The 18,071-nt window shown below is 44.4% G+C and carries 17 protein-coding genes; 8 read left to right on the forward strand and 9 right to left on the reverse strand.

The window, feature by feature from the left end:
* Positions 1–10 precede the first annotated feature (10 nt).
* The 4 genes from JJ941_RS08725 to rho all read left to right on the forward strand — a co-directional run bounded on the left by JJ941_RS08725 (position 11) and on the right by rho (position 5,324).
* Entirely contained in the window at positions 11–1,225 is a 1,215-nt protein-coding gene (locus tag JJ941_RS08725) for a DUF4270 family protein (RefSeq protein WP_290963917.1), read from the forward strand.
* Positions 1,225–2,532, forward strand: coding sequence for a hypothetical protein (locus JJ941_RS08730; protein ID WP_290963919.1), 1,308 nt, complete (start codon positions 1,225–1,227; stop codon positions 2,530–2,532). Before JJ941_RS08725 ends, JJ941_RS08730 begins: the two co-directional genes overlap by 1 nt.
* Positions 2,533–2,608: 76 nt before the next feature.
* Positions 2,609–3,940, forward strand: a complete 1,332-nt coding sequence (locus JJ941_RS08735) for a hypothetical protein (RefSeq protein ID WP_290963922.1) — start codon at positions 2,609–2,611, stop codon at positions 3,938–3,940.
* A 169-nt stretch (positions 3,941–4,109) separates the two neighbouring features.
* On the forward strand, positions 4,110–5,324 hold the full coding sequence (gene rho / locus JJ941_RS08740; RefSeq protein WP_290963925.1) for a transcription termination factor Rho: 1,215 nt from the start codon (positions 4,110–4,112) through the stop codon (positions 5,322–5,324).
* 266 nt (positions 5,325–5,590) lie between these two features.
* On the opposite strand, the gene JJ941_RS08745 is transcribed toward rho, so the two are convergent.
* From JJ941_RS08745 to miaA, 6 genes are all read right to left on the reverse strand, one after another.
* Entirely contained in the window at positions 5,591–5,911 is a 321-nt protein-coding gene (locus tag JJ941_RS08745) for a rhodanese-like domain-containing protein (RefSeq protein WP_290963928.1), read from the reverse strand.
* Between the two features lie 6 nt (positions 5,912–5,917).
* Positions 5,918–6,679 (reverse strand): LPS export ABC transporter ATP-binding protein, encoded by a 762-nt coding sequence (lptB, locus tag JJ941_RS08750; RefSeq protein WP_255134219.1) that lies wholly within the window; start codon positions 6,677–6,679, stop codon positions 5,918–5,920.
* Positions 6,680–6,689: 10 nt separating this feature from the next.
* A complete protein-coding gene (purQ, locus tag JJ941_RS08755) occupies positions 6,690–7,388 on the reverse strand; it encodes a phosphoribosylformylglycinamidine synthase subunit PurQ (RefSeq protein WP_290963932.1) in 699 nt (232 codons plus the stop codon).
* 2 nt (positions 7,389–7,390) lie between these two features.
* Positions 7,391–7,720, reverse strand: a complete 330-nt coding sequence (locus tag JJ941_RS08760) for an ATP-dependent Clp protease adaptor ClpS (protein ID WP_290963935.1) — start codon at positions 7,718–7,720, stop codon at positions 7,391–7,393.
* Positions 7,721–7,723: 3 nt separating this feature from the next.
* A complete protein-coding gene (gene purS, locus JJ941_RS08765) occupies positions 7,724–7,969 on the reverse strand; it encodes a phosphoribosylformylglycinamidine synthase subunit PurS (protein WP_255134217.1) in 246 nt (81 codons plus the stop codon).
* A 138-nt stretch (positions 7,970–8,107) separates the two neighbouring features.
* On the reverse strand, positions 8,108–9,016 hold the full coding sequence (gene miaA / locus JJ941_RS08770; protein WP_290963939.1) for a tRNA (adenosine(37)-N6)-dimethylallyltransferase MiaA: 909 nt from the start codon (positions 9,014–9,016) through the stop codon (positions 8,108–8,110).
* Positions 9,017–9,237: 221 nt separating this feature from the next.
* Between miaA and JJ941_RS08775 the strand changes: the two genes are divergently transcribed.
* Positions 9,238–11,565 (forward strand): ATP-binding protein, encoded by a 2,328-nt coding sequence (locus JJ941_RS08775; RefSeq protein WP_290963942.1) that lies wholly within the window; start codon positions 9,238–9,240, stop codon positions 11,563–11,565.
* A gap of 29 nt (positions 11,566–11,594) precedes the next feature.
* Here JJ941_RS08775 and JJ941_RS08780 read toward each other — a convergent pair whose 3' ends face one another.
* Entirely contained in the window at positions 11,595–12,668 is a 1,074-nt protein-coding gene (locus JJ941_RS08780) for a PorV/PorQ family protein (RefSeq protein ID WP_290963945.1), read from the reverse strand.
* 188 nt (positions 12,669–12,856) lie between these two features.
* Between JJ941_RS08780 and dnaN the strand changes: the two genes are divergently transcribed.
* The 3 genes from dnaN to JJ941_RS08795 all read left to right on the forward strand — a co-directional run bounded on the left by dnaN (position 12,857) and on the right by JJ941_RS08795 (position 15,725).
* The gene (gene dnaN / locus JJ941_RS08785; RefSeq protein ID WP_255134210.1) at positions 12,857–13,972 is read left to right on the forward strand and encodes a DNA polymerase III subunit beta; all 1,116 of its coding nucleotides are present in this window, start codon (positions 12,857–12,859) and stop codon (positions 13,970–13,972) included.
* Positions 13,972–14,763: an SAM-dependent chlorinase/fluorinase gene (locus tag JJ941_RS08790; protein WP_290963949.1), complete on the forward strand. Its 792-nt coding sequence runs from the start codon at positions 13,972–13,974 to the stop codon at positions 14,761–14,763. The genes dnaN and JJ941_RS08790 overlap by 1 nt, the downstream gene beginning before the upstream one ends.
* 155 nt (positions 14,764–14,918) lie before the next feature.
* The gene (locus JJ941_RS08795) at positions 14,919–15,725 is read left to right on the forward strand and encodes a class I SAM-dependent methyltransferase (RefSeq protein WP_290963952.1); all 807 of its coding nucleotides are present in this window, start codon (positions 14,919–14,921) and stop codon (positions 15,723–15,725) included.
* Between the two features lie 101 nt (positions 15,726–15,826).
* On the opposite strand, the gene JJ941_RS08800 is transcribed toward JJ941_RS08795, so the two are convergent.
* Together JJ941_RS08800 and argS are read right to left on the reverse strand one after the other, a co-directional pair.
* Positions 15,827–16,234: an energy transducer TonB gene (locus tag JJ941_RS08800; RefSeq protein ID WP_290963954.1), complete on the reverse strand. Its 408-nt coding sequence runs from the start codon at positions 16,232–16,234 to the stop codon at positions 15,827–15,829.
* A gap of 4 nt (positions 16,235–16,238) precedes the next feature.
* Positions 16,239–17,867 carry an arginine--tRNA ligase gene (argS, locus tag JJ941_RS08805; protein ID WP_290963956.1) on the reverse strand — a complete coding sequence of 543 codons (1,629 nt, stop codon included), beginning with the start codon at positions 17,865–17,867 and terminating at the stop codon, positions 16,239–16,241.
* Between the last annotated feature and the right edge of the window lie 204 nt (positions 17,868–18,071).

An 18,071-nucleotide genomic window follows, 5' to 3' on the forward strand; every position in this document is an offset into this window, starting at 1 on the left:
TACTTATTTAATGAGCAGAACAAATAAGGGCTTTTTTTCCTTATGTATTTCACTGTTAACCTTAGTTATAATTTTTAATGGATGTGAGGATCCCGGAAGCGTTGGCAGCGAATTTGTTGAGCGACCCAGTTTAACCTTCGATACCTTATCTATTTCACAAACTGAGGCCCTGAGTTACAACGCATATTCCGGAAGGCTTAGCTTTATTCCGGTCGGAAAGTACAGCGATCAACTTTTTGGAGAAGTTGACGTGCTCAGCCTGGTTCAACCATCTATAAACCCATCCGTGGATGATTCCATTGAGGTTGATGAAAACTTCCAGCTTAAAATGCGAATTCAGCTCGACAGCTTGCCCCATTACGGCGATACGCTTTCGCAGTCGAATTTCAACCTTTACGAAATCACTTCAAACTGGCGGGGTCGTTCCATTCGCATCGATGACGAAATTCAGTATTCCAACCAGGTAGGCTCTTTCACCGTTGGCGATGAGAAAAACATCATTGTGGATTTAAGTCAGGATTGGGTGGATCGCTACAAAAACTTCTATTTCAATGAAAGCGCCAGCTCCGACTCGCTCTACGCAAATCAAATGAAAGGACTGGCGTTGGTTGCCGATCAAAATAACTCCAGAATTTCAATTGCCCGAACGGGAAGTTTTAACTTCATCATTGTGAACGGCGTGCAATCTGACACCACCGATACTGTCACCGTTCCGCTTATGGACTGGGGATTTACCATGGAGCGCACCGGAGCTGTAAACTCTCCGAACACATTTCCGCTGCATTCTACCCTTGAGGGCTTGATGAAAATCACCATGCCTAATGATGTGTTGAAAGAAGAGAGTCAATCAGAGAATATAATCCGGGCCGACCTTGTTTTTTACGAGGCTGAAGACGAGATGAGCCAAAGCCTTCCGGCAAATCACAACCGACCTCCTGTCGACTTCCTGAACTTGTATATAGAGCCTGATGTTGAACCGGTTTATGAATATCAATTCGGCGCTACTATAGGAGGCTCCGATTCTGATGTCGGTGACGGTGTCTTTAAAATCAACGTTACCAATTATGTGAACAGCGTGCTTTTCGGTGATCAATCGGAAGATAAGTTGGTTATTGGTACTCGTAACACCGCCGCGCAGTTGAGATCAACACTGATCTACGACTTTACCGCACCGGAAAACCTTCGGCCAAAGTTAATTATCACCTCCTTAGCTGATCAACAATAATGAAGACTATTAACGGACTTATACTATTAGCTCTTTTCCTTTTACCCGCTAAAGAGTTATTCGCTCAGGTTGAAGGCGCCAGCCAAAGCAGAAGCGGGTCTTTTTACTCGCTTTTTGGAGTCGGTTTCCCTACCGACAACAGCAATCCCAGAGAACTCGGAATGGGAATTTTAGGTGTCTCTCTGCATAGTGATGATTCCAACACCCTTCAAAATCCGGCCTTATGGGGAACCAATGTATTTACATCGGCTTCTTCCGGTTTTAATCTTACGCAATTCAGAGCCTCCAGCGAGTCAAGCAACAGTATAAACCAGCTTCTGGAAGCCGGTTATTTGCAGTTTACCTTTCCCATCGTCAGAGAAAAGGTGGGGATATCGGCATCTTTGTATTCCGTAACTCGCTCTAATTACCGGTTTGTCACGTTAGATTCTACCGCTACATCACCCACAAATATGCTTGAATATGCGTCCGATATTCGTGGTTCCGGTGGTGTAAATAAGCTTGAGTTTGGGCTTGGCTGGAAGATTAATGAGAATATTGCCGTCGGTTATGCCCCTTCACTTACATTTGTATCACAGAATAACTCCGAAGACGTGTTCTTCAGCGAGTCGGGCTACGGAACCAGCAACTCCGATGCAAGAATTACCGGTACCGCTATGGGGCATCGCTTTGGTACGTTACTGACATTCCGTGAGCTGTTTCGCGCTAATGACCGGATCAGTTTTGGAGCCACAGCTACCCTGCCTGTTACCATAGATGCCAAAGAAAAAACAACCGTTACCAAATTCGTGAATGGGCGGGAGCAAGAAGTGCTTTTACGGGACCCAAAACAGGGTGAAATTACATTGCCGGTAGAATTAAATGCCGGATTGACTTATTATCCTACCAGTTTAGTGAATTTCTCGCTTGAGGGCTTGTATGAGCAGTGGAGTGATTACGAATCCGCTTTCGACAGGGGCACTGAATTATCTTATATGAAAGATCGTGTAAAAGCCGGCCTGGGAGTCGAGTATCACCCTTACAGAACCAATTCCACACGGTTTCTGTCTAACTTCAGATACAGTGGTGGGGTTACTTTTGACTCCGGACACCTTAATATAGAGGGGGAAGACATAAACACCCTTTGGTTTTCTGCCGGTTTAGGAATAATTTCTCCAAATCCAAGAACACGCTCTTCTGTGGATATCAGTATCCGCTACGGGTTGAGAGGAACGACGAATAATGATTTAATAAGAGAAAATATTTGGGCTTTAAATTTGTCCATCAATTTGTCCGAACTTATGTTTTTCCGGCAAAAACTAAATTAAGCTACAATTTCACTGATATAATAATTAAACTATTTAGTTAGTTTAATAGACAAAAGGTATAAACAACACAAGATCGATGAAGCAACTAATAACACTTATAGGGATTCTTTTTGTTAGCTCTTCCCTTACACACGCGCAAGCAAATTGTAAACAAACACCTCCTGACGGGCTATCACCGTTGGCAGCTTATTCTCTTTTTTATTCAAACTATAAAAATGGAGACTATGAGTTTGCCCTCAAATATGGAAAATGGATGGCCTGTGCCCAACCGGAAAAGCTGGACGGTAATCCCCAGTTTAAGCTGGAAACTCAGTACAACCGGTTAGTAACCATTTATGAAGAAATTGCTCGAGGAAAAGAAGACCCCGGTGTTCGATCTGCTCATCTTGACACAGCTCTTACCCTTTTAAATGAAAGTCTTGAGCTTTTTGGAACTAATCAGGAAAGCAGATTTGATATTATTTTCAAACGAGGCCGCTTCTACCAGCAGAACTATGACTACATAGAAGATGGCTTGCAAAAAGCCTATGCTGATTATGCCGAACTCTTTGAAATCAACCCCGAGCGCGCTATTAATATGGGCGATGGATACTACATGCGTCAGGCCCTAGGCAACCTTGTGGACAGAGGTAACAAGGAAGAGGCTCAGGCTTTAATAGATATCGTGAAGCCTCTTGTTGATGGCGAAAAGCTTGAATATGTAGAGGAACAGCAGCAGGAAATACTGGGATCGCCTGAAGAGCAAATCGCATACTTTACTCCAATTGTAAAAGAAAACCCCGACGATCTTGCGGCCTGGAAAGCGCTGGAAAGTGCGTATGAGGAGACTGAAAACCGTCAGAAGCGGAAAGAAGCGCTTGTCAAAATCAACCAGCTGGAGCCTACTTATGACTCCGCATTACAGCTTGCCGAGCTTGCAAAAGGGAATGCCAACTACAGCGAAGCAGCTAAATACTTTAACGAGGCTTTAGGGCGCGCGTCTTCAGATAAGAACAAAGTACAGCTTTACCTTGATCTTGCTGATGTTAACATTAACCTTGAGAAGCTTAGTGCTGCCAAGGGCCATGTGCAAAACGCACTGAAAATTGAGCCTAAAAACGGAAATGCGTACATCAAAATGGCAACCATTTATGGCGCAGGCATTACAAAATGTACCAGCGACCGTAAGCTTGAAGCCCAAGACCGGGTTGTTTACTGGTTAGTGGTTGACTACCTCAACAGAGCCAAAAAAGAAGATCCATCTGTTGCTGCTACCGTAAACCGGCAGCTTCCTAATTATGAGGCTGTAACCCCAACAACAGAGGATAAGTTTTTTACCTTAAACCTCGAAAACGGACAAGAAATTAAAGTTGATGGCTCTCTGATGCCTTGCTACAGCTGGATAAACGAGACTACCACTGTACGGTAATTGGATTGGGTATCAACAAAAACATTTGTATCTTTTTCTTATCTACTAAATTCAACGGTGCGGATATTTAAATCCGCACCTCTTTTTTCCCTTCCCTCCTTTTCAAGTCACATACACATTTGAATCTCACTTTTCGATTTCGGGAGAAGGATAAATAACACATAAGCTAATGGCACGTAGAAAAAATCGTAATAAAAACAAACGAAACCGTAATAATAATAATAAAGGCGGAAACGTATTTATTCCCAAGTTTTACTGGAAAAACAATCAGGGAATTGCCGGGCAGTATGCCGGAGTCTTAGAAATCAACTCTAAAGGTTGGGGCTTCATCCGGAAGCTCGATTACGAATTTTCTTATCAGCCGAAAGATCCTTTTTTGAAGCCCGATGAAGTAAAGGAGCTTGATCTCCGTCCCGGTCTGGTGTTAGAAGGAGAGTTTGAAGAAGATAACAAAGGCCATAAGCACGTGGCCTCGGTAGATGTGGTAAATGGCCGACCGGTGGAAGCCTGGACGAAGTCCAGCCGTTTTGAGCGGCAAACCCCCATCATGCCCGTTGACTGGATTAAAATGGGGCACAATGCAGACGATGTTGAAATGCGTGTTCTGGATTTAGTTGCTCCCATCGGGAAAGGTCAGCGCTCACTTATTGTAGCCCCTCCTCGAACCGGTAAAACTGTTTTATTGAAGAAGATCGCCAAAACCCTCAATGATAATTACTCAGATGATATTCATGTAAGCGTTCTTCTGGTTGATGAGCGCCCGGAAGAGGTGACCGATTTTATTCGTTCAACACAGGCCGAGGTTTTTGCCTCCTCTAACGACAAAGACACACAAAGCCATATCCGAATCACCGAAATGGCCCTTGGTTACGCCAAGCGTAAAGCCGAGATGGGAGAAGACTCCGTACTTCTGATTGACTCCCTGACCCGACTTGGGCGTGCTTACAACGCCGTTCAATCCAATAGTGGAAGAACTCTCTCCGGTGGACTGGATATCCGTGCACTCGAAATACCTAAAAAGATATTTGGGTCTGCCCGAAAAATTGAAGGGGGAGGCTCTTTAACCATTATCGCCACCTGTCTGATTGAAACAAACTCCCGAATGGACGACCTGATTTTTGAAGAGTTTAAGGGAACCGGAAATATGGAGCTAGTTTTAGATCGTGAATTGGCGAACGACCGAATTTACCCGGCCATTAATATTGCTGCGTCCGGAACCAGAAATGAGCACAAGTTTATCACCGACTCTCTTGAAGAGCGTAACATGGTGAGAAGGTATTTGCTTAAGAAATCTCCAAAAGAGTCTATGCTTGGCTTGTTGAAAGTGCTTAAGAACACCGACAGCAACCAAGAGCTGCTTAACCAAATTGCTGCGCTGGCTTAATAACTATCCTGGGGTTTCGCTAACAATCTTTGCCTGAACTAATTTGGTAAATATTTCACGGCAAAGACTCTTCACTTCGTTCAGAATGACCTTATAGAGAGTTCGCTTTTCTGCGGATATTGAATATATCACACCGGTCTTACCATTTATACTCAGAGACTCCGAATTGCATCAGCATCAACGCCTCCCTTTCAAAGAAACAACTGTTGATCGGCCTTTAAAACCTAACCTACCTCGTTCCTGACGCTCTGTGTCGGAACGAACAACTATGCCACCGGAACCGAAGGATCAATCTCAGAAGCCCAGGCTTTCATTCCGCCTTTAAGGTTCGCCACGTTCTCGAAACCGTTATTTGCAAGGTAAGAAACGGCTTTGGAACTTCTCCCGCCACTGCGGCACATCACGATCACTTCTTCGTTCTTTTTGTCTTCAATCTCTTTCATCCGGTTTTCGAGCTGGCCCAAAGGAATGTGCTCTCCATCCAGGTTTGAAACAAGGTATTCCACATCTTCACGAACATCTAGAAGGAAGAAGTCCTCGTTTGATTCTCTTTTCTCTTTCAGTTCTTGTACGGTTACTTCTTTCATGGTTGATTATTCTGAGGTGTAACGATCTAATTTAAATTGTTTTCCGAGGTACAGCTGTTTGGCTTTTTCATCTTCGGCCAGCTTATCAGCTGAGCCTTCCATCAATATCTTTCCTTCAAACATAAGGTAGGCGCGGTCGGTAATGGCCAGCGTCTCATGTACGTTATGGTCGGTAATTAGAATACCAATGTTTTGATGACGGAGACCCGACACAATTTGCTGAATGTCTTCTACGGCAATCGGATCGACTCCGGCAAACGGTTCATCCAGTAAAATAAACTTCGGATCTGTAACTAAAGCGCGGGCTATTTCCGTCCGCCGCCTTTCTCCGCCCGACAAGCTATACCCTTTGCTGTCAACAACTTTGTGAAGCCCGAATTCTTCAATAAGCTTATCAACTTTAAGGTCAATTTCTTTTTTAGGGATAGATAGGAACTGGAGCACCGACTCCAGGTTTTCACGAACGGTCAGGTTTCTGAATACACTCGCTTCCTGGGCAAGATATCCAATTCCCATGCGGGCTCTTTTATACATGGGTTCGCCCGTCAGGTCTTTTTCATTCAAAAATATCTTTCCGGCGTTGGGGCGTACCAAGCCAACCATCATATAAAAGGTGGTGGTTTTTCCGGCACCATTTGGGCCCAGCAGCCCTACAACTTCACCCTGCCGTACATTAATCGACACATCATCCACAACCGTTCGCTTGCGATAGCGCTTTACCAGGCCTTCGCTGTGCAGTTTTAATTCCGGTTGGGTTTCTGTGCTCATATCGGTGTGATTAAGCTACGGAAAGAGAATTAAGAATAGACTCAAAAATAGGTTTTCCATCTTCAGAACCCAGGAGCTTTTCCATGGCTCGTTCAGGGTGAGGCATCATCCCCAGCACATTCCGCCCTTCATTACAAATTCCGGCTATATGATCGATTGAGCCATTAAAGTTGGCGCCTTCGGTGAGCTCTCCGTTCGCATCGCAATACCTGAATAAAACCTGATCGTTATCCTGCAGCGATTTCAGTCCGGCCTGATCAATAAAATAATTACCTTCTCCATGAGAAACGGGAATATCAAAAACGCCTCCTTTTTCCAGCGAATTTGTAAACAGGGAATCCTTAGTTTCGCAGCGAATAAATACATTTTTGCACACAAACTTCAGCTTTTGGTTGTGCATCATGGCTCCCGGAATCAGACCGGCTTCAAGCAAAATCTGAAAGCCGTTACAGATGCCCATTACCGGCCCGCCTTTTTCAGCAAATTTCACCACTTCCTGCATAATGGGAGAGAAGCGGGCAATAGCTCCCGAGCGGAGGTAATCGCCATAAGAAAATCCGCCGGGAATAATTAAAAAATCGATCCCTGACAGATCGGTATCCTTATGCCATAAGAATTTCACCTCACAACCCATCACGTGCTTCATCGCATGATAGGCATCATGATCGCAATTAGAGCCGGGGAATACTACTACGCCAAATGTGGCCATTTTTATCCTTTTATTTCGGTAACAAGTTGAATTTCTTTTAACACGCCATCAATGCGAAGGCACTCTTCAAATTCGCCTTCATGCACCAGCGCTTTACCTTCGTTGTGGACTTTCCATGTCTTATCTTCAGCTTCTGATAAACTGCATCCGGTAGCTTTCATCAGCTGGGAAATGACCTCATCAAAGGTGTGAATATCATCATCATATAGAATCAGTCGCCAGGGCGTATCCACCGCATCTTTGACTTCTTCTTTCTCTTTGGTTTCTGTGGTTTCTTCTACTTCGGTCCCAGACAACACGAGTTCATCGATATGTTGAGCAAGCAGAAACATGGATCAGGATTCGATAGTAATTTCGAAATCTTCCATTACTTCATTGGCCAGCAGCTGCGCACAGGCTGACTCTACAATTTCTTTAGCCGCAGATTCATCCTTTGCATCCACATCAAGCTCAATAAATTTACCAATACGAACTTGCTGAACTTCATTTAAACCAAGATTCTGCAGAGCATGATGAGCGGCTTTACCTTTAGGGTCCAAAATAGATGGACGGAGCGTTACATTTACTTTCGCTTTGTACATAGTTGGGCTTCGTTTAAGTGAGTGCCAAAGTTAACCTTTCTGCAACTTAGCTGCTAACTCTGTTTGGGGCAGGCATAAGGAATCAGGACTCAGAAGCTTCTGCTGAATTTTGGCTACTGACTTCTGAGCTTTTCTCTTCTAATCAAGCTCTCCCAAAACCCTTTGTTTCATCTCCTCAACTGATAACTCCTCCGCATCCAGCCAATGGATAAACTCCCACCGCTTAAACCAGGTAATCTGTCGCTTTGCGTATCGTCGGGTGCTTGTTTTAATTTTCTCCACTGCTTTTTCCAGTGTCCACTCTCCCTCCAAATACTTGATGATCTCTTTATAACCCACCGTGTTCAGTGATTGTAGTTCCTTCGAATGTCCCGACTCCAAAATTAATTTCACTTCGTCCACCAGGCCTTGCTCTATCATATTATCCACTCGTAGATTGATGCGATCGTAGAGTTTTTGCCGGGGCCACTTCAAACCAAAAACCAAGGTGTCTTCATCGGGATGAATTTCATCGTTGCTATGAAAACTGCTGAAAGGCTTACCGGTTTGCATCCACACATCCAGCGCACGGATAATGCGTTGCCGGTTCATTCCGTCCATTTTTTGGGCGTATTCAGGATCCACTTCCTTTAGCATCCCATAAAGTGATTCAAGTCCTTCCCTCTCTATCCGGCTTTCCAGCTCCTCTATATTTTGCTCATTCGATTCCGGCATCTCGTTGAAAGGTTGGATCAGGCTTTGGAGGTGGAGGGTACTACCTCCGGCATAAATCACATGCTCCGATTTCTGCAGAATTTCTTTTTCCCATTGCTCAGCCCGCTTTTGAAAGTCCATAGCCGAGTCCTCTTCATCCAAGCCCAGCAGGGAGATGTTATAATGCTGAATCCTATCTAATTCTTCAGATGAAGGCTTTGCGGTTCCAATATTTATATGCTTAAAGCATTGGCGGGAGTCTGCCGAGATAATAGATGTGCTGAGCTTCTCGGCAAGTTGTAGAGAAAGTTCGGTTTTACCGGCCGCTGTTGGACCTAAAAGTATGATTCGCAAAATGTGGAGTTTTGGAATATTGATTTTACTGAATCAATATAAAGATAGGAGCTGATAAATAATGTCTATCAATTATTTTTGGGCCTTCTTTTTTAAAGGCTGATTTCAGCCAAAACTTGTTTTTATGTACATTCAGTCATAAAAATTTTTTTTATGGGGTCAAGATGGCTATTAGAGCGCTTTTATTATGGATGTTATTTCTTTTGATACCATGGCAAATCTTGGCTCAGAATCAAAAGAAAAATGCCGTTAAAGATCTTTCAGCCCACAACTTTGAAGAAACCTCTGTCCTTTTTTTGGACGGCGATTGGGCTTTTTACTGGAATCAGCTCATTATGCCCGGTGAGTTTTCTACAGCCCGTGCAGACAAAAAGGTTGTCGAATATCCATACCTGTGGACAGCGGATGGTTACCCCTCTTTCGGAGCAGCTACCTTCAGACTCCAGGTTATTCTTCCAACACAGCACCCGGAACTTGCTTTAAGCATTCCTGATGTTTACAGTTCTTACCATCTGTATGTTAACGGGATTCTTTTCGCTGAAAACGGAACCCCGGCCCTGAAGAAGGAGGCCTATACCCCATATTGGAATCACTCTCTTAAATCAATAAGTCAGCTGCCTGACTCACTTCCGGAAAATAAGTTTGAGCTGGTACTGCATATAGCAAATTTCGATCACAGCAAAGGGGGGGCATCTCAGCAGATACTATTGGGCGAAGCTGAGGTGCTGGAAACGCAAAAGCTGAAAGACCAAGCTTATTCATGGATCCTTACCGGGGGGCTGTTACTGGCCGGGCTCTTTTTTATGGGGTTGTTTATTTACAGCAGTACCGATCGGAGCATCCTCTATTTTAGTCTGTTTTGCCTGGTTTACACTTACAGAGTAGTAGGTTTTGGGGTGTACCCGCTTCACGACCTTATTCCCGAAGCACCGTGGATAATAACCCTCCGACTTGAATACCTTACACTGTTTATCTCGGTCCTCTTTTTTGGTTTATATACCTACCACCTATATCCAAAAGAAGCATCGCGGTTGCTCGTAAACATTCTAAGTGGCATATGCATTGTATTTACCTCAGTAACACTGTTTTTCCCGCCACATATATTTTCTTTAAGCATTCTGCCCTTCTTTATCATCCTGAGCTTATATATCACGTACGCTTTTTATATCTATTTATTGGGAATGCTCCGAAAAAGGCCCGGTTCCGCCTTCGCTTTGGCAAGTACCGGAGTCGCCCTGGCTATTTTTTTATATCAAATAGCCAACTACTTTGGATATGTAAACAGGTATCAAATTTTTGATTACTCAGGCCACCTGCTTTTCATCTTTCTTCAGTCACAAATTCTCACCTTCCGCTTTACCAAGTCTTTAAAAGAAGCACGTATTAATGCCGAGGCAGCTTCCAAAGCTAAGAGCGAGTTTCTCTCGACCATGTCTCATGAAATCAGGACTCCTCTGAATGCTGTAATAGGATATTCGGATTTACTTGATGACGGTACTTTGAATAGGGAAAAGAAACAGTTTGTGAACTCCATCAGGCTTAGCGGTGAGAACTTGCTGGGAATCATTAATAATATCCTGGATTACTCCAAAATTGAATCAGGGAAACTTCAGATTATACTTTCAGAGGTTGACCCAAAAGAACTCATTGAGTCCGTATTTGGACTTTTATCACCGGTAGCAAGTGAGAAAAAGATTAATTTGGTTATGGATCTTCAAAATGACCTTCCCAATCTTATTTCAACTGATAAAACAAGGCTCCAGCAGGTACTTATTAATCTCATTAATAATGCTATTAAATTTACTGATAAAGGCACTGTAACCGTTTCTGCCGGACTTAACAGTGACTCTTCAATGTCCGGAAACATTCTCTTTAAAGTTGAAGACACCGGTATTGGAATTGCTGAGAAGGATCTTAAGAAGTTGTTCAAGCGTTTTTCGCAAGTTGATTCAGGAATCACCCGAAAGTATGGTGGAACCGGACTCGGCCTTGTTATCAGCAAGGAAATAGCTGAAGCTATGGGGGGACAAATATCCGTTAAAAGCCTTCGGGGTAAGGGAACCACTTTCACTTTTACCATTCAGGCTGACTGGCAGGATAAATACGGATCCACAAATAACACCATATCCAAAAACCTAACCCTACATAAATCCAAACCTGTTGATGATTTTAAACACCTGAAGGTTTTAGTAGTTGAAGACAATATTCTTAATCAACGGGTCACTCTTAAAATTTTAGAAAGGCTGGGAATTCAGGCAGACCTTGCGGAAAACGGACAACAGGCTGTTAAACGAGCATCCTCCATATCCTACGATTTAATTTTTATGGATATGCACATGCCTGTACTAAGCGGGGAGGCCGCTACCCGACAAATCAGGAGTGAAGTGGGAAGCAAATCTCAACGTTCAATCATAATAGCTCTTACTGCCAACGCAACTACAAAAGACCGGGAACTTTGTTTTGAAGCCGGAATGAATGATTTTTTAACTAAGCCAGTAACCGTTGAGCAAACATTCCAGGTTCTAAAAAAATGGACTGATGTAAATTGATGATTACCTGTTCAGTTATTCAAAAAACATCAAATATCAAACCGCAGAGAAATGCGATGGGTGAAGCCTAAATCGCTGGAAGCGCCGGCAAAACTGCTAAAGCCGTAGTCAAGCACAAAGGAGGAAAGCTTAAGGCCAAGCCCGAGAGTAGGAGAAACGGAAAAACCTGAAACCGGATCCGTGATGAAGTCGGTAACGCCCGCACGAAAGGCAATTACATCTTTATATGAAACTTCACTGCCCACATGTGGTTCAATACTCATTCTGCCCAGGTTGAGGTAATAAGCCTGCCTGTTTTCAAAAAGCAAGTCCACATCTGCTGCTGCCGAAACCAAAAAATCAGCCCCGATTGGGAATAATTTTGCTACACCCAATTTCACTGACGGAAGCACGAACTCGTTTTGTCCGGTTGGAAGAGAGGCTCCGAGACTGTCGAATTGAGCTTCATAATCACCAAAGGCTGACTCGTTCACATCCCACATCTTCTGCATGGTGGTAATGTCGTGAACCGTGACCCCAAAACTGGCAAAATCGGCACGGTACTTTGCGCCAATGTCCAGGCTGTATCCCCACGCTTCAGCAAAGGGGCCTAGTTTCTGATTGATGATTTTAGCTGAAGCACCATAAGACAACTTCTCGCTTTTCTGTGTAGCAAACGAAAAAAGAAGTGCCATATCGGCCGCGCTGAACCGGGTAATATAAGATTCCACATCCTGCTTGGGCTGATCCCGTTCACGGTCCCAGGCATTCAGCGTGTTGGCAATGTTATCCACTCCCTGACGGAAAAAACTGATTGAAACCACCCCGTTGTTTGACTTCAGCGGAAGAGCAGCTGCACCATAGTCATACCCCACAATACCGCTAAATCGCTCGGAGTGCATATACATGATTTGCGGAGTTTCGACTTCTGCCAATCCTGCTACATTCCAGTATGCAGAGGTCACATCGGCGGTTAGAGCTGCATGAGCGCTCCCCATTCCAAGGGCGCGGGATCCGCTTCCTGTTGTAAGGAAATCATTTCCATACTTCGCTTGTGTAGCTTGTGCAAAGGTGAGGGCAGGAATCATCACAAAAAGTAAAAGCGCGGGGAAGGATCGGTTCATCAAAAAAACAGCGATATATTAAGAGTTACTGTAGCGCTTTAAACGATATATTCTGTGACTTATTTGGGATGAAAATTGCGCTTTCTGCGGTTGCAGAGAGAGCCAGTATTTCTTAGTATAAGCACACTCCACTGAAAGGGCAACTGTTGGTTGAAAATTGCCTTTTAACCCATTTAAATAATGCATTTATGAAATTTTCTGTATCGAGCAACGAACTCAATAAAGGGCTTTCGGCCGTGATTGGAGCCGTGCCTTCAAAAGCTACGCTTCCTATTTTGGAAACCATCCTTTTTGAAAGCGAAGATGGAAAACTCAAACTCACCGCTACCGACCTCGAGATTTCAATCATCGAGTACATCGATGCAGATATAGAAGAAGACGGAGCGGTTGCCATCCCGGCACGCAGGTTGCTCGAAACCTTACGTCAGCTGCCCAACATCCCGGTTTTCTTTGATGTGGACGACCGAAAAAACATCAACTTCCGCACCGATAAAGGTACCTATAAGCTGGTAGGTGATGATGCGGATGAGTTCCCGGAAGTGCCCAACCTTGATGAGGGAACCAGCATCAATACCACCACGGAGTTGATGAATAATGCCATCCATAAAACATTATTTGCTGTTTCCAGTGACGACCTTCGCCCGGCCATGATGGGTGTATATTTTCAGATCGGAACCGATGAAAGCAAATTTGTAGCCACCGACGGGCACCGCCTGGTTAAATACACCAACAAAGAAATTACTGCCGACAATGACGTGAATTTCATTGTTCCTGATAAAGCATTGAGCCTCATACAGAAAACCATTGACGGTGATGAGTGCGACCTGACCGTAACCGAAGATCATGCCCGATTTAAAAGCGGTGGCACCATCGTTATTACCCGACTGATTAATGAGCAGTATCCAAATTATGATTCCGTTATCCCGCGCGATAACGACAAATTCCTGACCATCAGCAAAGAGCAGATGCTTTCTACCGTAAAAAGGGTGGCTATCTTCTCAAGCACAACTACCCGACAAATCCGTTTACAGCTGGGCTCCGACAAACTCACCATTCGCGCCGAAGACCTTGATATGAGCAGCGAGGCGAAAGAAACCATCGAATGCGAGTATTCCAACGAGGAGATGGAAATCGGCTTTAATGCAAAATACCTGGGTGATGTTCTCAGCAACATCGATGATGAAGAGGTAACTTTTGAATTTTCTTCACCTAATCGCGCCGGTATTGTAAAGCCTTCGGAAGAGAATGAAAACGAAGATATTCTAATGCTGGTTATGCCGGTGATGCTCAACAGCTATGCCTGATGAGTCAAATAATTACTCTCACATCTGATTTTGGTCTGCAAGACCATTATGTGAGCGCTATGAAGGCGGTCATCCTTGGAATTGCTCCCGATGCCCGACTCATCGACATCTCTCATGACATTCCCCCGCAGGATATAATGGCCGGAGCATGGGTTGTTCGTAATGCAGCCTTTCTTTTCCCGCCCGGCACGGTTCACCTTGTTGTTGTAGATCCCGGTGTAGGCACTCCCCGCCATCCCATCGCATTAAAAGTGGGTGATCAATATTTTGTGGGGCCCGATAACGGCATCTTTTCTCTATTCTTTGATGAATTTGAATACGAAGCCGTAAAGATTAACAACAAAGATTATTGGCGGCAGGAAGGCTTATCCAAAACCTTTCATGGACGGGATGTTTTTGCCCCGGTTACTGCTCACCTCAGCAACGGCGTTTCCTTTGACGAAATCGGGGAGCCGATAGAAGAGCTGGTTACTTATCATTGGGCCGTTCCCATCGCTGATAAGGATGGCCTTCAGGGCTGGGTTGTTCACATCGACCGTTTTGGCAACCTGATTACCAATATTTCTGAGCAACTTTTTGAAGAACACATTAAAAAGAAAGACGTGAAAATTTATGTGGGTAATACCATGCTCAAAAAGATCGTATCTACTTTTGGAGATGTTGAAGAAGGAGAACCTGCCGCATTTATAGGCAGTTCGGGGATGCTCGAAATTGGTATCAATAAAGGAAATGCCGGACAGATGTTAAGTGTTGATAAGGGTGCGCAAATCTCAATCGTGCTTCAGAAGTAGTCGGTAGTGGAACCCTAATTAACTTTTCCAAAGTTAACAGGAAGCAACGCCAACTACTTTTCCTTAATAACTTTGGAAAAGTTACTAAGGCATAGAAAGAACCTGTAACACGAGCGGTGATTAAGCGTATTCACCACAAAAAATGATTGGTTTTTATGACTCTTGAATTACGCTCCCCCATAGATGAACGAGCAGGCATTTCCATCCCTGATGAAGTTTCCACCCTTTCCACACCGTTTAATGGTACCGTAGGGTCCAAAGAAGGGGATGAGTATCAGGTTAAAAACAATATTATAGATCTGCTGGGGAAAGAACCCGAATTCACTTCTATCGCTCAAAGCACAAATCACTGGAAGCTGACCGCTGCTATTTATGAGGATATCTGGCGCAAACGCTCTCTCTCTCTTTTATCCGGTGAAGAGTTCCCCATTGAAAAAGAGCATGAGCTTCTCATCGACTGGACTGCTCCCGAAGAAGATGGCTTTTATTTAGACCTTGGATGCTCGACGGCGCTTTACGGTAGGGCACTGAAAGCTGCACAAAAGAAAGCCAATATTGTAGCTCTCGATTTTTCGTACCAGATGCTGGAAGAAGCCCGACTGAAAGCAGAAGCCGATGAAACCGATATGTATTTTTTAAGGGCCGATGGGCGGGAGCTGCCTTTTTTCTCTAAGACATTTGACGGCATTGTGATGGGAGGAACACTTAATGAGCTTACCGAAGTGTTGAAGGTCCTTTATGAAGCCAAACGCGTTATTAAAGACGATGGCGTTTTCTTCATGATGCACCTGATTAAATCTGATGCCTGGTACGGCCGGCTGCTGCAAGAATCAGCAGCTATTGGGGGGATTCACTTCTGGACCGTTGATGAAAGTAACAAGCTATTTAATCAAGCCGGCTTTAACGTAGAAGAGCAATTAGTAAAAGGCATTGTGTGCTTTACGAAGCTGACGCCGGCTTAAATTATTAATCTTTGTACAAACTGGTTCAAGCTTCCGCTTGGACATTACCTTTATAAACCGTTTTTAGTACTAAACCGCACAAGCGGAGAACTAACTCTTGCCTAACTCTCTAAACGAAAATTTATGGGTAAAGCATACTGAACACAGACCGGTTTACCGTTATGTTTGCCAGGCTCAAATTTAGCTTCTTCAACAGCACTGACAGCTGCTTCATCTGCTCCGCCGCCAATTCCCCTGATTATCTGAACCCTTGTCGTCTGTCCTAATTTATTTACCACAAACTGAACAGTGACCCTACCCTCAATTCCTGCTTCCTTTGCTTCAGCAGGATACTCCACACTTTCCTGAAGTTGAGACATTCCGCCTATCAATTGTGGCATTTTCTCCACCACTATATTCACCTCATCGCAAAAGCGCGGGTCTGCACTAAAGTCAAAGTACCCACAGCCTGATGCTACAAATAGAAGACATGCGATTAACCCTACGTTTTCATTTATAATTTTGCTCATCTGCTTACATTTGTTCCGGAGCGGTGATACCTAAAATACCCAACCCATTTCTTAACACTTGCGCTACGGCTTTGGCTAGTTCCATTCGGGCCTGCGCCAGTTCTTCATCTTCTCCCAGAATTCGGCAGTCGTGATAGAAGCTCGTAAAATCTGAGGCCAGCTGATTTAAAAAGGTGATTACATGATGAGGCTCCCTAAGCCTGGCCGCTGTCGCAACGGTTTCAGGAAACTTCAGCATGGTTTTAATGAGTGTGATTTCCGCCGGATGGCTGAGCAGGCTTAGATCAACTTCACCTGAAAAATCATATTCATCTTCTACTTTTCGGAGAATGCTGGAAATTCGGGCATGTGCATACTGCAGGTAAAACACCGGGTTTTTCTCTCCGGCCTCTTTCGCCTGGGCGATATCAAACTCAAGATGCGTGTTGGGTGAACGCATCAGGAAGAAGAAGCGGGTTACATCGGCCCCCACCTCGTCCATGAGTTCGTCGAGGGTGACAAAGTTCGCTTTACGGGTACTCATTTTGAATGGCTTGCCGTCCTTAACGATGGTCACAAACTGGTAAACCACCACGTCCACTTTATCAGGATCGTAGCCCAGAGATTTTATCCCCGAAAGCACATCCGGATAGGTAGCAATATGATCGGCTCCAAATACATCCACACACAGGTCGAAACCACGATCCAGTTTATTCGCATGATAGGCAATGTCCGGGAGACGATAGGTGGGTTCGCCGGTGCTTTTTACCAGAACGGTGTCTTTGTCTTTACCAAATTCAGTGGTTTTAAACCAAACGGCCCCGTCTTTATCATACGCTAATTCAAGCTTTCGCAGCTTCTCTATAGTTTCCTCAATTTTGCCGTCTTCATAAAGGCTGTGCTCATTGAAATAAGAATCCATCTTGATGCCCATCCGATCCAGAGTTCTGCTGATGTCCGCAAAAATTTCTTCTTCGGCTTTTTCTTTGAACGGCTTTTCATCTTCAGCATCAACCAGGTCCTCTCCGTAATCATCCACCAAAGCCTGGGCGATGTCCCGGATGTATTCACCTTCGTAACCGCCCTCCGGAAATTCGTCACTTTTGCCTAACAGCTCCAAATAGCGGGCCTGAACACTTTCTCCAAGAACACGCATTTGACGGCCGGCGTCATTAAAATAATATTCACGCTCTACGTCAGCGCCGGTCCATTCCAGGAGACGGGAAACGGTATCGCCTAACACGGCATTTCGGCCGTGACCCACCGTTAACGGGCCGGTCGGATTGGCACTCACAAATTCAACCAGCACCTTTTTCCCTTTATAGGCATCTGTTTTCCCGTATTCAGACCCGGTGCCCAGAATTTCTCCCAGTTCATCAAACAAATAATCCTCGGCAAATCGGAAATTAATGAAACCGGGACCGGCTATTTCAACAGCTGAAATTTTCTTCTCGTCATATTGCAGTCCATCTACAATTTGCTGAGCGATAGCCCGGGGATTATTCTTCAAAGGCTTGGCCAACATCATCGCTACATTTGTGGAAGCATCCCCGTGTTCGGGTTGATTGGGTTCCTCAATACGAATCTCCGGTTGTTCTTCCAGCTCAAATTGATCCAGCGACTTACTAAGGATCTCAACTAAATATTCTTTCATGAAAAAAATGGGTTTCAAAATTCACCCCAAAGATAAGGGAAAAGAACGTCGAATATTGAACATCAAACACTGAATTTTGAAGGATGCACAAAAATCTATTTGGTGTACGAGACAATCTCGCTCCTGACGCTCTGCGTCGTAGCGAAGAGACCCTACAACTTCATTACTTGCTATTTCAAGCACAGTACGGCATAAAAACCACTA

This window comes from Gracilimonas sp. (assembly GCF_017641085.1).
In the GTDB taxonomy this organism is placed as follows: Bacteria; Bacteroidota; Rhodothermia; order Balneolales; family Balneolaceae; genus Gracilimonas.

Excerpts from the sequence above, each read along its gene's own strand:
- JJ941_RS08725 (WP_290963917.1), top strand. The coding sequence starts at position 11 with ATGAGCAGAACAAATAAGGGCTTTTTTTCCTTATGTATTTCACTGTTA.
- JJ941_RS08730 (WP_290963919.1), top strand. The coding sequence starts at position 1,225 with ATGAAGACTATTAACGGACTTATACTATTAGCTCTTTTCCTTTTACCC.
- JJ941_RS08735 (WP_290963922.1), top strand. The coding sequence starts at position 2,609 with ATGAAGCAACTAATAACACTTATAGGGATTCTTTTTGTTAGCTCTTCC.
- rho (WP_290963925.1), top strand. The coding sequence starts at position 4,110 with ATGGCACGTAGAAAAAATCGTAATAAAAACAAACGAAACCGTAATAAT.
- JJ941_RS08745 (WP_290963928.1), bottom strand. The coding sequence starts at position 5,911 with ATGAAAGAAGTAACCGTACAAGAACTGAAAGAGAAAAGAGAATCAAAC.
- lptB (WP_255134219.1), bottom strand. The coding sequence starts at position 6,679 with ATGAGCACAGAAACCCAACCGGAATTAAAACTGCACAGCGAAGGCCTG.
- purQ (WP_290963932.1), bottom strand. The coding sequence starts at position 7,388 with ATGGCCACATTTGGCGTAGTAGTATTCCCCGGCTCTAATTGCGATCAT.
- JJ941_RS08760 (WP_290963935.1), bottom strand. The coding sequence starts at position 7,720 with ATGTTTCTGCTTGCTCAACATATCGATGAACTCGTGTTGTCTGGGACC.
- purS (WP_255134217.1), bottom strand. The coding sequence starts at position 7,969 with ATGTACAAAGCGAAAGTAAATGTAACGCTCCGTCCATCTATTTTGGAC.
- JJ941_RS08780 (WP_290963945.1), bottom strand. The coding sequence starts at position 12,668 with ATGAACCGATCCTTCCCCGCGCTTTTACTTTTTGTGATGATTCCTGCC.
- dnaN (WP_255134210.1), top strand. The coding sequence starts at position 12,857 with ATGAAATTTTCTGTATCGAGCAACGAACTCAATAAAGGGCTTTCGGCC.
- JJ941_RS08790 (WP_290963949.1), top strand. The coding sequence starts at position 13,972 with ATGAGTCAAATAATTACTCTCACATCTGATTTTGGTCTGCAAGACCAT.
- JJ941_RS08795 (WP_290963952.1), top strand. The coding sequence starts at position 14,919 with ATGACTCTTGAATTACGCTCCCCCATAGATGAACGAGCAGGCATTTCC.
- JJ941_RS08800 (WP_290963954.1), bottom strand. The coding sequence starts at position 16,234 with ATGAGCAAAATTATAAATGAAAACGTAGGGTTAATCGCATGTCTTCTA.
- argS (WP_290963956.1), bottom strand. The coding sequence starts at position 17,867 with ATGAAAGAATATTTAGTTGAGATCCTTAGTAAGTCGCTGGATCAATTT.